Annotated in this window: 13 protein-coding genes; 4 read left to right on the top strand and 9 right to left on the bottom strand. The window is 72.7% G+C overall.

All coding sequences use genetic code 11. The features are described 5' to 3' along the window. Positions 1–43 precede the first annotated feature (43 nt). The 6 genes from E1285_RS25560 to E1285_RS25535 form a co-directional block, all read right to left on the bottom strand. Entirely contained in the window at positions 44–1,270 is a 1,227-nt protein-coding gene (locus tag E1285_RS25560) for an ROK family transcriptional regulator (RefSeq protein ID WP_132156339.1), read from the bottom strand. Continuing rightward, a complete protein-coding gene (locus E1285_RS25555) occupies positions 1,270–2,028 on the bottom strand; it encodes an ATP-binding cassette domain-containing protein (protein ID WP_132156337.1) in 759 nt (252 codons plus the stop codon). Before E1285_RS25555 ends, E1285_RS25560 begins: the two co-directional genes overlap by 1 nt. Positions 2,029–2,241: 213 nt before the next feature. After that, positions 2,242–3,525, bottom strand: coding sequence for an ABC transporter permease (locus E1285_RS25550; protein ID WP_243723044.1), 1,284 nt, complete (start codon positions 3,523–3,525; stop codon positions 2,242–2,244). A gap of 11 nt (positions 3,526–3,536) precedes the next feature. Continuing rightward, positions 3,537–4,322, bottom strand: coding sequence for an ATP-binding cassette domain-containing protein (locus E1285_RS25545; RefSeq protein ID WP_132156329.1), 786 nt, complete (start codon positions 4,320–4,322; stop codon positions 3,537–3,539). 116 nt (positions 4,323–4,438) lie between these two features. After that, positions 4,439–5,518, bottom strand: coding sequence for a sugar ABC transporter substrate-binding protein (locus E1285_RS25540; RefSeq protein ID WP_132156327.1), 1,080 nt, complete (start codon positions 5,516–5,518; stop codon positions 4,439–4,441). 411 nt (positions 5,519–5,929) lie between these two features. Then, positions 5,930–6,226 carry a hypothetical protein gene (locus E1285_RS25535; RefSeq protein ID WP_132156325.1) on the bottom strand — a complete coding sequence of 99 codons (297 nt, stop codon included), beginning with the start codon at positions 6,224–6,226 and terminating at the stop codon, positions 5,930–5,932. Positions 6,227–6,436: 210 nt separating this feature from the next. On the opposite strand from E1285_RS25535, the gene E1285_RS25530 reads away from it, so the two are divergent. Next, entirely contained in the window at positions 6,437–7,093 is a 657-nt protein-coding gene (locus E1285_RS25530; RefSeq protein WP_132156323.1) for a hypothetical protein, read from the top strand. Positions 7,094–7,147: 54 nt separating this feature from the next. Further along, positions 7,148–9,673, top strand: a complete 2,526-nt coding sequence (locus tag E1285_RS25525; protein WP_132156320.1) for a M14 family zinc carboxypeptidase — start codon at positions 7,148–7,150, stop codon at positions 9,671–9,673. A 59-nt stretch (positions 9,674–9,732) separates the two neighbouring features. On the opposite strand, the gene E1285_RS25520 is transcribed toward E1285_RS25525, so the two are convergent. Then, positions 9,733–10,407 carry a hypothetical protein gene (locus tag E1285_RS25520; RefSeq protein ID WP_132156318.1) on the bottom strand — a complete coding sequence of 225 codons (675 nt, stop codon included), beginning with the start codon at positions 10,405–10,407 and terminating at the stop codon, positions 9,733–9,735. 218 nt (positions 10,408–10,625) lie between these two features. Here E1285_RS25520 and E1285_RS25515 point away from each other — a divergent pair, with 218 nt between their 5' ends. After that, entirely contained in the window at positions 10,626–11,636 is a 1,011-nt protein-coding gene (locus tag E1285_RS25515; protein WP_243723043.1) for a hypothetical protein, read from the top strand. On the opposite strand, the gene E1285_RS25510 is transcribed toward E1285_RS25515, so the two are convergent. Further along, positions 11,633–12,598: a UbiA family prenyltransferase gene (locus tag E1285_RS25510; protein WP_132156315.1), complete on the bottom strand. Its 966-nt coding sequence runs from the start codon at positions 12,596–12,598 to the stop codon at positions 11,633–11,635. The two genes, E1285_RS25515 and E1285_RS25510, sit on opposite strands and share 4 nt — an antisense overlap. Positions 12,599–12,694: 96 nt before the next feature. Next, positions 12,695–13,270, bottom strand: coding sequence for a TetR/AcrR family transcriptional regulator (locus E1285_RS25505; RefSeq protein ID WP_132156313.1), 576 nt, complete (start codon positions 13,268–13,270; stop codon positions 12,695–12,697). 71 nt (positions 13,271–13,341) lie between these two features. On the opposite strand from E1285_RS25505, the gene E1285_RS25500 reads away from it, so the two are divergent. Continuing rightward, complete coding sequence (locus tag E1285_RS25500) at positions 13,342–14,706, top strand: MFS transporter (RefSeq protein ID WP_132156311.1); 1,365 nt, start codon at positions 13,342–13,344, stop codon at positions 14,704–14,706. Positions 14,707–14,711 lie beyond the last annotated feature (5 nt).

Here is a 14,711-nt window from a genome sequence, read left to right as displayed (position 1 = left end):
GCCGTGAACCCCACCCGCAGACCCTGACGGGCGGCGCCGGCGGTTAGACGGGCGTGTCTTCGGGTGCCCGGAGCCGTGTCAGGACCTGCACGGGGTCGGACAGGACCTCGGCGAAGGCGAACTCGGCGGCGCCGACGAGCGTCGTGTCGTCGCCGAGGGCGGCGGTGCGGAGCTTGACCCTCTCGCGGGGAGCGGCGAGGGCGCCGGTCGCCACGACGCTGCGGATCTGCGCGGCGGCGCCGAGGTAGATGTCGCGGAGCGTCCCGCCGAAGACGACCATGCCCGGGTTGAAGACGTTGACGAGGTTGGCGACGCCGAGGCCGAGCCAGCCGCCGACCCGGTGCAGCGCCTCCCGCGCGGCGATGTCGCCGGCGTCGGCGGAGGCGACGACGGCGCGGACCGCGTCCCGGCCCGGCTGGTCGGGGATCTCCTCGCGGCCGGCGTGGGCGAGCAGCGTCCGCTCCCCCACCTCGGCCTCCAGGCAGCCCTTCGACCCGCAGGCGCAGGACCGCCCGCCCGGATTGATGATCATGTGGCCGATCTCGCCGCCGAAGCCCTCGTCCCCGCCGAGCAGCCGCCCGTGCGCGATGATGCCGCCGCCGACACCGACGTCGCCGTGCAGGTAGATGAGGTTCTCGCAGTTCACCCCGGCGCCGCGCTCGTGCTCGGCGAGCGCGCCGAGATTGGCGTCGTTGCAGACCGAGACGGGGATGCCGAGACCGAGGCGGCGCGACAGGGCGTCGCCGAGCCTCAGGTCGCCGACGTCGAGGTTGGGGCCGAACATGATGGTGTCGTCGGAGCGGCGGACGGTGCCCGGGAAGCCGAGCGTGGCGCCGACGCACACGGCGTCGCGCTCGGCCTTGCGCACGAGGGACCGGGCGCCCGCGACCAGCACGCTGAGCAGCTCGGCCGGGTCGGAGTCGCGGGCCCGCACGCCCTCGCGGCGGTCCAGGACCACGCCGCCGAGCCCGACGCGCGCGACGACGAGCCGGTCGACGCCGACCTCGAACGCCAGCACGTACACCCGGGTCGACTCGGGCCGGACGACGAGCGACGGCCGCCCGGCGCGGCGCCCGGGACCGCGCGGCAGCTCCTCGCGGACGAGCCCGGCGGCGGTGAGGTCGGCGGTCAGCGCCATGATCGTGCTGCGGTTGAGGCCGAGCGACTCGGCCAGCGTGGCGCGCGAGGCCGGGCCGCGCAGGTGCACGAACCGCAGCAGTGTCCCGAGGTTGTGGCGCCGGATGTCCTCTTGTGATGGGCCGCCCTTCATCATCGGCGCAGCCCCAGCTCTCCGCTGGCACCCGAGGTGATCAGCTCGACGACCTGCCGGTGGGTGATGTCGGCGGTCCTGACCTGGGCGACCATCCGGCCGAGGTAGAGCGCGGCGATCCGGTCGGAGACCGCGAAGACGTCGTTCATGTTGTGCGAGATCAGCACGACCGCCAGGCCCTTGTCGGCGAGCCGGCGGACGATCTCCAGCACCTGCTGGGTCTGCGCCATGCCGAGCGCGGCGGCGGGCTCGTCCAGGATCACGACCTTGCTGTCCCAAAGGACGGCGCGGGCGATCGCGACGGTCTGCCGCTGCCCGCCCGACAGCGTCGCGACCCGCTGCCGGACCGAGCCCATCGTGCGGACGGCGAGACCGGACAGCGTCGTGCGCGCCATCTCCTCCATCGCGGTCTCGTCCAGGGTGAGGCCGCGGCGCTGCTCGCGGCCGAGGAACAGGTTCTGGACGATGTCGAGGTTCTCGCAGAGCGCGAGGTCCTGGTGGACGATCTCGATCCCGAGCCGGGTGGCGTCCCGGGGGCTGCCCGGCCGCACCGGCCGGCCCTCGAAGCGGTACTCGCCCGCGTCGAACGGGTGGATGCCGCCGATGCACTTGACCAGGGTCGTCTTGCCGGCGCCGTTGTCGCCGACGAGCGCGGTGACCTCGCCGGGGTAGGCGGAGAACGCGACGTCGTGCAGGACCTTCACGGAACCGAAGCTCTTCTCGATGCCGCGCAGGTCCAGGGCTGGCGTCACTGACATGCCGAGGGGCTCCCACCGTGCCGCGCCGCCGCGCGCCAGGCGGTCGTGGTCAGTGAGGTTATCAGCAGCGTTCATCGGCCTGAAACCGCCGGACGGCCCCGCCGGGCCGCCCGGCAGGGCCGGGGAGCCGATGGCGCGGGCCACCGGCTCCCTGGCGTCCCCGGCCGTGTTCACGGGGTCACCGCGGGCATGGGGGTCACCGCGGGCATGGGGTCACCGCCCCGCGCTGGATCGCCGCCGCCTGGCCAGCGCGTCCATGGTCGCGGCGAGCAGCAGCACCACCCCGGTGATGAGGAAGCTGAGGTAGGCCTTGGTGCCGAGGAGGCCGAGCCCGTTCTCGATGGTGGCGATGACGAGCCCGCCGAAGATCGCGTCGCGGGCCTTGCCGCGCCCGCCGAACAGGCTCGTCCCGCCGATGACGGCGGCGCCGACGGCGTACAGCAGCGTGTTCCCGGCGCCCGCGTCGGTGGCGACCGAGTTGAGCCGGGACGCGGCCACGATGCCGCTGACCGCGGCCAGGCCGGACCCGATCATGAAGACGGAGATCCGGATGCGGGTGACGTTGATGCCCGCCCGGCGGGCGGCCTCGGCGTTGCCGCCGACCGCGTAGATGTGCCGTCCGAAGGAGGTGCGGCCCAGGAGGAACGTGCACACGATCAGCAGGGTGCCGACCAGCAGCACGCCCCACGGGATCCCGCCCAGCGTGATCAGCGGGCTGGGCGCGCGGTCCAGGCTGAGCACGTACGTGGCGCCCAGCAGCACCGCCCCCACGACGGCGGACTGGGCGAGCACGAACTCGATCGGCTTGGAGTGCAGGTTGCGGGACTGCTGGCGGCGCCAGCGCAGCAGCTGCGTGGCCGCGTAGCCGGCGGCGCAGGCCGCGGCGAGCGTCCAGCCGAGCCAGATCGGCATGTTCTTGGTGGCGAGGGCCACGATGACGTCGTCGCGGACGGGCACGGTGCCGCCCTCGCCGATCAGCCACAGGGTGATGCCCTGCAGGCCGAGGAAGAACGCCAGCGAGACGACGAACGACGGGATGCGCAGTGCCGCGACCAGCCAGCCGATCGCGGCGCCGATGATGATGCCGGCCGCCAGCGCGCTGATCACCGCGACGTACCAGGGCTGCCCGGACTGGACGAGGAGCTTGGCCATCACGGCCGCGCACAGGCCGCTCGCCACGCCCGCCGACAGGTCGATCTCGCCCACCAGCAGCACGAAGACCAGGCCCATCGCCAGGATCGTGATGGGCAGCGCCTGCGTGGACAGGTTCGCGATGTTGCCCGTGCTGAGGAAGGTGCCGGGCTTCAGGATGGTGAACAGCACGAACAGCGAGGCCAGACCGAGGATGGCGGGGAGCGCGCCGAGCTCGCCGGCCTTGAGCCTGTTCAGATAGTCCAGCAGCGCGGACTTCATGTCGTGCTCGCGCCGGTCGGTGGCGAAGTCCGAGTCCGCCAGCTTCATGGCGGCCTCCTTGCCCTCGGGGATGTCGGTGGACACCTGGTCCCCCTTCAGATGCTCTCGGCGGCGGTCTGCGGCGCGAGGCCGAGATCGCCGGAACGGCCGGCGGTGATGAGTTCCACGACCTGGCCGTGGGTGACCTCGGTGCGGACGACGTCCGCCGCCACCCGGCCGAGGAAGAGCGCGGTGATGCGGTCGGCCACCTCGAAGACGTCGTTCATGTTGTGCGAGATGAGCACGACGGCGTGCCCGGTGTCGGCGAGCCGCCGCACGAGGTCGAGGACCTGGCGGGTCTGCGCGACGCCGAGCGCGGCGGTGGGCTCGTCCAGGATCACGACCTTGGACTCCCACAGCGCGGCCTTGGCGATGGCGACGGTCTGCCGCTGCCCGCCGGACAGGCTCGCGACCTGCTGGCGGACGGACTTGACGGTGCGGACCGACAGCCGTGCGAGGGTCTCCCGTGCCGCCTCCTCCATCGACGGCTCGTCCAGCACGATGCCCTTGCGCCGCTCGCGGCCGAGGAACATGTTCTGCACGATGTCGAGGTTGTCGGCGAGGGCGAGGTCCTGGTAGACGACCTCGATCCCGAGGTCGGACGCGGTGCGCGGCCCGTCGATGGTCACCGGGCGGCCGTCGAACTCGATCTGGCCCGAGTCGACGGGGTGGATGCCGGCGATGCACTTGATCAAGGTCGTCTTGCCGGCGCCGTTGTCGCCGACGAGAGCCATCACCTCGCCGAGCCGCACCGTGAAGTCCACGTCGTGCAGCACATGGACGGCACCGAAGCTCTTGTTGAGCCCGGTCAGGCGGAGGACGGGGTCTCCGTTTTCAGCCACGTGTTTCCTTCCAGGTTCACGTCATGCCCGTGGCGGGCCCCCGGGGCGTCCCGGGTTTCCGGGTACCCGGGGCGCCCTCAGCGGTACGGGGCCCGCCACGAGGTCAGCGGGGGCAGCTACTGGATGCCCGCGTCCTTGCACTTCGCCGCGTAGGCCCCCTTGCAGAGGTCCTCGACCTTGACGAACTTGTCGTCCACGACCTTCTGCATGTTCTCCGTGGTGACGCCGATCGGGGTCAGGAGCACGGAGGGCACGTCGCGCTTGCCCTGGGGGTCGTTCGTCGTGCCGTTGGTCTCGCCCTTCTCGCCCTTGATCAGGGAGACGGCGAGCTTGGCGGCGGCGTCGGCCTCCTGCTTGACCGGCTTGTAGACCGTCATGCACTGGTTGCCATCGAGGATGTTCTGCAGGCCCTGGGTCGTCGCGTCCTGCCCGGTGACGGGGACCTCGCCCGCCTGCTTGTTCTTCTTGAGGATCGAGACGGCGGCGTTGCCGAGGTTGTCGTTGGCGGCGACCACGCCGTCGATCTTGCCCTGCTCCTCGGTCCACATCTGCTCGAAGATCGTGGCGGCCTTCTCGGCGCTCCACTCGGGCACCGACTGCTCGGCGACCTTCGTGTAGTTGGCGTTCTTGTCCAGGATGTTGTGCGCACCCCGGGAGAACAGGCTCGAGTTGTTGTCGGTCGGCGCGCCGTTCAGGTAGACGATGTTGGACTTCTCCTCACCGAGGCACTTCTGCAGCCCCTTGCCCATCTCCTCGCCGACCTTCACGTTGTCGAAGGAGACGTAGTAGTCGGCGACGCCGCCGAGCGTGAGCCGGTCGTAGTCGATGGTCTTGACGCCCTGCGCCTGCGCCTTGCGCTGGACGGCGGCGGCGGAGTTGGAGTCGAGGCCGGTCACGAGCAGGACCGTGACGCCGCTGGTGAGCATCTGGTCGGCGATCGTCTGGAACCGCTGGGCCGAGCCCTCCGCGTTCTGGATGTCGCTCTCGACGCCGGCGGCCTTGAACGCCTGCTCGAGGTAGGGGCGGTCGAAGCTCTCCCAGCGGTCCGACGAGGCGGTGTCGGGCAGGATCACGCCGACTTTGCCCTTGACCTCTCCGGAGCCACCGGCGTTCTCGGAGCCGTCGTCCCCGCACGCGGTGAGACTGAGCGCCCCGGCCGTCATGACGGCCATCAGGCTGAGGATCCCCTTGCGCATTGGCCGGGTCCTTTCTGGGGGTGGGCCGCCGTGGCGCGGCCGAGGGGGGTCGCCAAACCGGTGAGCGATGTCACACGTCCACCGGCGTGAATGTTGTGCCCCGCAACTTATGTCGCGTTCGTCCGTCGCGCCAGACCCGCCGCCCGGCCGATTTGTTGTCGGGCGTAACAATCACGTAACGCGAGATCAACATGGGGGAACGGTGCGCGGCACGGGACCAAGGCCATGAGACGTGGAGGCGGGACCGCCGCAGACGCGAGGCAGCCGAATGTTCGGCGGCTCAACATTCGCCCCGGCCGTGGCCGGGGCGGCGGGCAGTTCTCCGATCGGGCAGGGCGCGAGGGCGCGCCGGGGCGGCGGCACGGCATGACCACCCCGGCCGGCGGACGCTCCGCCCCGGTGGGCGCTTCCTCAGTGGGCGGCGAGGACCAGCGCGACCCTGTCGGCCGCGTTGGGGACGTCGTCGGCGGACGCGACCCGCTCGGCCCACGACCACCAGTACCACCAGCCGTCCGCGCCCTGCTCCGCCAGGATGTTCTCCGTGAGGGCGGACGCGTCCGGATTGATCACATGCAGGCTCGGCGACTGGCCGCGCAGCTGGGTGAGACGCACCCGGAAGCCACGCTTGACCAGCTCGTCGCCGAGTTCTTCCAGATATTCGATCCGCGTCTTGGAAGGCGCGGCGGTTCCCGTATCGTCAGGCGTCATCCTCAGTTCCTCACGGACTCCGCGCGGCCCGACGAGACCTCAGCCTCCCGCTTCGCCCGCCCGTGTGCAAGCACTTCGGGCTGGTCAGCCGGGTGGCGGCGGCGCACGGCCCGGGAGGCGGGCCGGTGCGGCGGCCCGCGTTCGGAGGTCCACGGAACCTTATCCGGGATATCTTGCGCTCAGCACACGAACCGGAATGTGGGGGCGACGATGACGGTTGGCGCGGGCGCGGAACCGGGGCCCACTCCGGCCACCGGTTCCGAACCGGGCGGCGGGACGGGCGGCGGGACGGGCGAGGGCGCCCCGGAACAGGGGCCGGGGACCCGACCGGCGCAGGCGCCGCCGACGTGGCACCGGTTCCACTACGCGGTCGGCGTGTTCCTCATCGCCTACGGCGGGACCGGCCTGGTCAGCGCGGTGCTGCTGTGGGGCGACCGGCAGGACGAGGTCGAGGGCTACTTCGGGTCCGTCCCCACCACGGCCGTGCTGGTCCTGGTCAAGGTGCTCGAACTGGCGCTCGTCGCCTCGGCCGCGGCGGGCGTGCTGCTCCGCCGGGACATGCTGCTCGTGGTGGCGCTGGCCGGCTGGATGGCCGGGTTCGCGATGTTCGCCGTCCTGGACGTCTTCACGGCCGGTTGGGGCGGGCTGATCGAGCACCTGCTGTACCTGGCGGCGTTCGTCGTCCTGCTGTTCCTGTCCTACGGCCTGAGCGCGAAGGCCCAGCTCGCCGGCGCGCCGAAGGCCGGTGCGGACGGCTCGCCCGGCGGCGGGCCGCAGCTCACCCGGACCCAGGAGTTCGCCCTCCAGGCGATCAACCGCGCCGCCGCCCTGACCGGTCCGCGGCCGCGCCCCGAAAAGCCGGACTGATCTTGGCAGAAGTTGCCCTTGGTGGCGCCCCGGCCCGGTGTCACTTTGTGGCTCATGAGAGCCCGAAGATTGGTGTGGCCACTGGCTTTGGCCGCGTCCCTGGCGCTGCCCGCGTCGCTCGCGGCGCCGGCCGCCGCGCGGTCCCCCGGCGCGCCCGCGGCCGGCTGTGATCCCACGCAGACCGAACCGGTCTACCGGGGCGATGTCCCCTCCCCCGAGAAGGTCCTCGGATTCGAGCTCGGCGAGCGGCAGGTCAGCGCCGCCGAGTCCGACCGGTACCTGGAGACGGTCGCCGCGGAGAGCGAGCGCGTCGTGTCCGGGACGCTGGCCACGTCCGCCCAAGGACGCCCGCTCAAGTACGCGATCGCGGGACGCCCCGGGCTGATGTCCAAGGCGGGGCTCGCGAAGGTGCGGCGGGAGGCCGGCCTGCTGCGCGATCCCCGCACGCCGGACGCCCTGGCCAAGCGGATCACCAGGCGCGGCGTCCCGATCCTGTGGGTCAGCGGCAACGTCCACGGCAACGAGCCGAGCGGCACGGACGCGGCGCTCAGGGTGCTGCGCGACCTCGGCGACCGCGAGGACTGCGCCGCCCGCACGATCCTCGACAGCGCGCTCGTGGTGGTCCTGCCGACGCAGAACCCGGACGGACGCGAGGCGGGGACGCGCCAGAACGTCTACGGCTTCGACATGAACCGCGACTGGTTCGCGCGGACCCAGCCCGAGACCGACGGCAAGCTGGCGATGCTGAACCAGTACCCGCCGGCGCTCTACATCGACGCGCACGAGATGGGCGGGACGTCGTACTTCTTCCCGCCGAACGCCGACCCGGTCTACCACGAGACGCCCGAGCAGGCGATCGGCTGGATCAACGACGTGTACGGCGCCGCGATGGCCGCCGAGTTCACGCGCCGGGGCATCGACTTCTTCAACCGAGACGTCTACGACCTCTTCTACCAGGGGTACGGGGACTCGGTTCCCACCAGCGCGTTCCACGCCGCCGGGATGACGTTCGAGAAGGGCAACGCCAGCCCGTACCCGGACAAGGTGCAGGAGCAGTACCTCACCCAGTGGGTGACGCTGTCGGAGGCGGCCCGCAACCGGCACCGGCTTCTCACCGAGTGGCGCCAGATGACCGTGGACGCCTACGAGCAGGGCAAAGCGGGCAAGCTGGAGCCCAACCAGGTCTACAACCCGCCGAACGAGGTCGAGAGGCAGGTGCCCGACCGCCGGGTGCGGAGCTACTTCCTGCGGAACGACGACCCGGCCAAGCGCGCGGAGGTCCGTACCGTCGTGCGGAGGCTCCAGCGGATGGGCGTGCGCGTCGAGAGGCTCGTCCGGCCGCTGACCGTCCCGGACTTCAAGCCGTACGGGCGGTCCGCAGCCAGGACGACCCTCCCCGCGGGCACGTACTGGATCTCGATGGCCCAGGGCCAGAAGCACTGGATCCAGGCCATGCTGGGCGAGGACTCCTACACGCCGTTCCCGTACTTCTACGACGTGACGGCGTGGAGCCTGCCGCTGCTGGCGAACGTGGCGGGCGGATCGTCGGGGGCCGTCCTGCGCCCGCGCGCCGTTCCGGTGCGGACGCTCCCGGCGCCGCGTCCGGGCCATGAGGGCAAGGCGCCGAAGCTCGGCGTCCTCCAGCTCTCGGAGACCTCGTCGTCGGCGCGCGAGTCGGCGGGCTGGCTGCGGCACCGCCTCGACCGCGACTGGAGGCTGCCGTTCACGCGGCTGACCACGGCGGACGTGGCGGCGGGCAAGCTGGCGGGCATCGAGGTCCTGGTCACGCCGGACGGCCCGGCGTCGCCCGCCTACGACGCGCTCGGCGACGCCGGGCGGACCGCGCTCCAGGAGTGGACGCGCGGCGGCGGCCGCTACATCGGCTGGCAGGGCGGTGCGCAGCTCGCGGCGCGGCTGGGCCTGACGACGGCGACGCTGTCGGAGCCGACGTCCGACATCCCCGGGTCGCTGTTCCGCGCGAAGGTGGACGAGGACGGCCCGCTCGCCGACGACGTCGGCGGGACGGTCTGGAACTTCACGGCCTACGACCTGGTCATGAGGGCGTCCAGCGGCGTCGCCGTGTCGTACCCGGAGGCGGATTCGCCCGGCTGGTTCGTCTCGGGGTTCGAGCGCGGCGCGGCCGAACTGGGCGGCACCGCCGCGGTCGTGGACCAGCCCGCCGGCGAGGGACGCTCCGTCCTGTTCGCGGCGGAGCCCAACTTCCGCGCGCTCACCGACGGGACGGCGAAGCTGCTCCACAACGCGATCCTCGGCCCGGATCCGGAGCAGGAGGCCGCCCCGCGGGCGAGCGCCACCGCCAAGGCGGCCCGGGAGGCGGCGCGGCTGCCGTCGCCCGAGTCCCCGATCCGCGTCTCGGTGAAGCGGGCCGAGGCGGCCGAGGCCGCGTCGGTGCTGAGGTCCGTCGGCGCGAAGTGGTCCGAGAGCCGCAGCGGCGGCGTCGTCCACTACGTGGTCGACAACCCGCGCGGCCTGCCCACCGACCACCACCCGTTCGCCGCCAGGCTGCCGTCACTGATCAGGAGGGCCGGGATCACCCCGGTCGCCGTCACCCTTCCATGACGGCCGCGGCGTGCCGGGCGGCGGCGTCCGGCACGCCGCGTCCCGTACCGCGTGAGCGGCTACTTCCGGACGATCCAGGCGACGGCCGTCATCGTGCCGGGCGGGACCTCGGTGAACCCGCCGTCGCGTACCACGACCGTCGCCAGCTTCACGCAGCGGCGCCACGGGACGTCCCTGACCAAGCGGGCCGGGGCGCCCGCCTCGACCCAGGCGGCCACGTCCTTGCGCCGCCCCTGGCGCAGGAGGTGTTGTGCCGCGTGCCCGCACTGGGCGGCGGCCTTGCCGGTGGTGACCGTCACGTCCGGGTTGAGGGCGAGCGCGGCGTACGGGGGCTCGGGCGGCGGTCCGGGCACCTCCTCGCCGGCCAGATCCAGCCCGGCGACCTGGAGCTTCGCCAGCTCGGGCGGGACGTCCGAGACCGGGGCGGGCGGGAACGCCCGCACCTGCGCGCCCGCGTGCTCCACGGTGACGCCGGGGAGGGCCTGGACCTCCGGCCAGCGGACGCCCCGCGCCCGCCGCGCCACCTTCCGGATGCGGCGCGACTCCCACTCGCGGACGGCCTCGCGCCATTCTCCGCCGGGCTCGGCCGCGCGCGGATCGGTGAGCAGCCGCACGACCGCGGTCGCCGCCGCCTCGCAGACCGCGCCGTGATTGGGCGGATCGGCCTTCTCGGCGCGTACCACCAACTGCATCGCCCATGGCGGATCGTCGAGGGGGTCATAGTCAGGACGCACCCGTGGAGTATTCCAAACCCGATCCGGCTTTCCCGAGTCGGATGTGGGTACTGCAACTCTTACCGTCCCCCGGACGTCGTTCCTGTTACGGGCTGGGCGGTCCTCGCCCGGCGGGGCGAGGGGGCACGGCGGAGGAAACGGGTCGGAGGTCGCCGGTGACCAGTGGCGCGTGGAACGATTCCATACCGGGGATCGGAACGTTTTTCGTCGGTATCGACGTGGCCCCGGGCCGTTACCGATGCGACGACGGCAAGGGCGGCTGGTGGGTGCGCTTCGCCGGCCCCGGCGGGGGCGACCCCGTGGGCTCGTGGCCGCTGCCCCCGGGTCCCACCGAGATCGAGATCGCGCCGACCGACTTCGCGTTCGAGACGCACGTGTCCACTCCCTGGACGCGGATCGCGCCGCCCCGCGCCCCCGAGGACGGCTCGCCCGCCGAGCCGCGCCCGGTCGCCGATCCGGCACTGCGCGCCGACCTCGACACGATCGTCGCGCGCCGGCGGCCGCTGCTGTGGCTGGCGCCGCTGTCGGTCCTGGCCCTCGGCCTGCTCGGTTCCCCGCTGCTCGGCTCGCTGTGGCTGGTCGGCCTCGGGATGCTCGCGGTGCTGGTCGCGCTCGGCACCCCGTCGGTCTCGCTCGACCTGCGCCGCGCCCGCGAGCTGGAACGGCGCCGCGACCGCTACCTCACCCCGCAGGACTTCGACGACGAGGGCCGCGCGATGCTGGGGCGCGTCCAGGCCGCGGTCGACGCCGTCCGCGACTCGGAGGTCAACCGGCAGGGGCTGCTGGACGCCGTCGACAACGCGGTCACGCTGCCGCGGCAGGAATGGGAGATCGCGCAGGTCCTGGCGAAGCAGTCGAGGCTGCGCGCCGAGCACGAGGAGATGAGCGCCGGCGCCGCGGCGATCCCCGAGGTCGAGGCGGCGCTGCGGCCGCTGCGCGACAAGCTCGACCTGTCGGTCGAGGCGGTGACGCGCCGCGTCGAGGCGCTGGAACGCTACGCCGAGCGCGCCAGGTCGGCGGACGAGGTGCTGCGCGCCCAGCGCCACCTGGAGGCCATCGCGGAGAAGGCGCACGAGTACGACGAGCTGCTCGCCGACACCGTCCGCGACGATCTGGCGCTTCCCGCGATCGAGCGGCTGACCGAGCAGGGCGACGAGCTGCTGCGGACCCTGCGCGAGCGCCTGGCGAAGGCGGCGGAGGCGGGCGGCGAGCTCCCTCCCCCGCCCTAGAGGACGCCCGTGTACATGAGGGCGAACACCAGGTAGGGGACGAGGAACACCCAGCTCACGACGATGATGCCGTGCAGGACCTCCCCGGGTTCGCGGGCCCGTCCGAGGAACCGGTGGTAGAGCCAGACGAGCAGGGGCGCGAAGGCGGCCTGCACCCACAGCGTCCGGTGCGGGAAGACATGCCCGGTCGCGGCCAGGACGACGGCGATGAGGCATGAGGCCGTCCACGCGGCGAGCCCGATCCGGTACGCGCCGCGCGGGCCGAGCCTGACGGCGATGGTCGTGTACCCGCTGGCGACGTCGGCCCGGTAGTCGGTGACGGTCGTCGGGATGTAGAGGGCGGTGGCGACGAGGACGCCCTCCACCGCCATGATCCAGGGGAAGCCCTCGATCGGCCGGACGACCGTCCAGCCGGCCAGCACCGCGAGCGCGCCGACGCCGAGCGCGTTGGTCGCGACGTCGAACCCGGGCCGGTCCTTCAGCCTGGCCGGGGGCACGCTGTACAGCCAGCCGAGCACGAGGAACCCCAGCGTGACCAGTGCGAACGCGGGCCGCACCGTGAGCGCGACGAGCAGCGCGGCCGCCGCCGTCACGTGCGCGGCGACCGCCGCGCCGCGCACGCTCAGCCGCCCCTGGACGAGCGGCGCGCCGTCCTTGCGCGGGTTGCGCACGTCGCCGTCCAGGTCGAACGCGTCGTTGACGGCGAGGACCGCCAGCCACACCAGCGGCCCCCACACCACCAGCCCGGTCAGCACGGGCGCCAGTTCCGCCGGGCACGCGCCGGTGGGCGGGACGCAGGCGTCCTGCCCCGCGATGAGCCACCGCGTCGCGAGCAGGTGACCGACGTAGAAGGGGATGAGCGACACCAGCCAGATCGCGGGCCTCGCGATGAGCCAGAGGTCGAGGAGCAGCCGCGGCGCGGCACGGCGCGCCACAGGACGTTCGGACTGACGTGCGCGCATGGCCACCCCCGGGGGACGCGTGGCTCTATTAGATAGCTGGTCCAGTTATTTGACCAGTGCACCCCTGCCCGAAACACGCCCGGCCATGCGGGCGCGTCAGAAGAGCTCGTCGAGGTGGCGGCGCAGGATGGCCATCGCCGATTCGGGGCTCCGCCGTCCCACCAGCACGCTCGTCCCGAGCCCGTGCGCGAGCGCGAGCAGCCGCGCCGCCTCCGCCTCCGGATCTCCTGCCACCCCGGCCTCGGCGAGGACCCGCGCGATCTGCCGCTCCAGGCGGTCGGGGCCCTCCACGAACGGCTGCGCCGCCATCGACGGGTCGGTCATGGCCAGGACGGCATAGGACGTCCAGACCTGGTGGAAGACGCGGCTCTCGGGATCGGTGGGCAGCGCCTCCGCGACGAGCGCCTCGACCACCTCGCGCGCCGACGGGTCCTCCAGCCCCTCCAGCCGCGCCGCCCACCGCTCGTGGCTCCGCCGTTCGAGCCGCTCCAGCGCCGCGTTCATGAGCTGAGCCTTGCTCTCGAAGTAGTACTGGACCAGGCGCAGCGACACCCCGGCGTCCGCGGCCACCGACCGCATCGTGACGGCGTGCAGCCCGTCCCGCCCGGCCACCCGGACGAGCCCGTCGATGATCTGCGCGCGGCGTGCGCCGTGGTCGGCGGTTCTCGGCACGGTTCGATCCTCTCCCACCCTGTGTGATACACACGTATCATAATGATACAGCCGTACCATCAAGGGGTGGGATGACACCGCGCCACCGGCTGGTGCTCGCCCTGGCGTGCGCCGCGCAGTTCATGGTCGTGCTGGACGTCTCCGTCGTGAACGTCGCTCTGCCGTCCATCCAGGCGGACCTGCGCTTCGCCCCGGCCGACCTGCAATGGATCGTGAACGCCTACGCGCTGGCGTTCGCGGGCCTCCTCCTGCTCGGAGGCCGCCTCGCCGACCTCTACGGCCTCCGGCGCACCGTCGTCGCCGGACTGGCCCTCTTCACCCTCGCCAGCCTCGCGGGCGGGCTCGCCGCCGACCCCTGGACCCTCATCGCGGCCCGCGCCCTCCAGGGCCTCGGCGCCGCCGTCCTCGCCCCCGCCACGCTGACCGTCCTCACCACCACCTTCGACGAGGACCTCCGCCCCCGCGCCCTGGCCGCCTGGACGGCGGTGGGCCTCGCCGGAGGAACCGCGGGCAACCTCATCGGCGGGCTCCTCACCGACGCCCTGTCCTGGCGCTGGATCCTGCTGATCAACGTCCCGGTCGGCGCGGCGGCCCTCCTCGCGACCCGCCTCCTGCCGGACCGGAGGGACACCGGCCGGCGCCTGGACCTCTCGGGAGCCGTCCTCGCGACCGCCGGCGTCGCGTCCCTCACCTTCGGCATCTCCCAGGACTGGGACGTCCTCGCCCTCGCCTGCGGCACGGCCGCCCTGGCCGCCTTCACCGTCCTGCAGTCCAGGGCACGGACACCGCTGCTCCCCTTGCGGCTCCTCCGCATCCGCACGGTGGCCGTCGGGAACGTCGCGATGCTGCTCGCCGGAGCCTGCCTCAACCCGATGTGGTACTTCCTGACCCTGTCCATGCAGAACGTCCTGCATTTCGACGCCCTCCAGACCGGCCTCGGGTTCCTCCCGCACACCGTCCTGACCATGGCCGTCGCCCTGCGCGTCACTCCCCGCCTGATGAAGCTCGCGAGCGACCGCCTCCTGATCGTCACCGGTTCCCTCATCGCCGCCGCGGGCTTCCTCTGGCAGAGCCGCCTGGCCCCCGGCGACGACTACCTCACCGCCGTCCTCGGCCCGGCGGTCCTGATCTCCGCCGGCGGCGGCCTCCTCAACACCCCGATCACCAACGCCGTCACCTCGGGCATCCCCGCCCACGACGCCGGCGCGGCGTCCGGCCTCATGAACACCACGAAACAGGCGGGAGCCGCCCTGGGCCTGGCCGCCCTCGTGGCCGTGTCCGGGCGCTCCACAGACCTGGCGACCACATACGGCCACGCCTTCACCGCGATCGCGGCCCTGCTGCTGGCCACGGCCGCCGTAGCCGGCTGCCTCCCCGCCACCCGCACTTGTCAAGATCGTGACCTCGCCGCACCCCCGAAACGCCCCGCCCGCTGACAAAA

It is taken from the genome of Actinomadura sp. 7K507, assembly GCF_004348425.1.
Lineage (GTDB): Bacteria > Actinomycetota > Actinomycetes > Streptosporangiales > Streptosporangiaceae > Spirillospora.
Note: the sequence above shows the minus strand (reverse complement) of the source record. Positions and strands in the feature narration are given on the sequence as shown.

Coding starts and splice junctions, on each gene's coding strand:
- E1285_RS25525 (WP_132156320.1), top strand. CDS start 7,148: ATGAGAGCCCGAAGATTGGTGTGGCCACTGGCTTTGGCCGCGTCCCTG.
- E1285_RS25555 (WP_132156337.1), bottom strand. CDS start 2,028: ATGTCAGTGACGCCAGCCCTGGACCTGCGCGGCATCGAGAAGAGCTTC.
- E1285_RS25500 (WP_132156311.1), top strand. CDS start 13,342: ATGACACCGCGCCACCGGCTGGTGCTCGCCCTGGCGTGCGCCGCGCAG.
- E1285_RS25530 (WP_132156323.1), top strand. CDS start 6,437: ATGACGGTTGGCGCGGGCGCGGAACCGGGGCCCACTCCGGCCACCGGT.
- E1285_RS25560 (WP_132156339.1), bottom strand. CDS start 1,270: ATGAAGGGCGGCCCATCACAAGAGGACATCCGGCGCCACAACCTCGGG.
- E1285_RS25540 (WP_132156327.1), bottom strand. CDS start 5,518: ATGCGCAAGGGGATCCTCAGCCTGATGGCCGTCATGACGGCCGGGGCG.
- E1285_RS25535 (WP_132156325.1), bottom strand. CDS start 6,226: ATGACGCCTGACGATACGGGAACCGCCGCGCCTTCCAAGACGCGGATC.
- E1285_RS25510 (WP_132156315.1), bottom strand. CDS start 12,598: ATGCGCGCACGTCAGTCCGAACGTCCTGTGGCGCGCCGTGCCGCGCCG.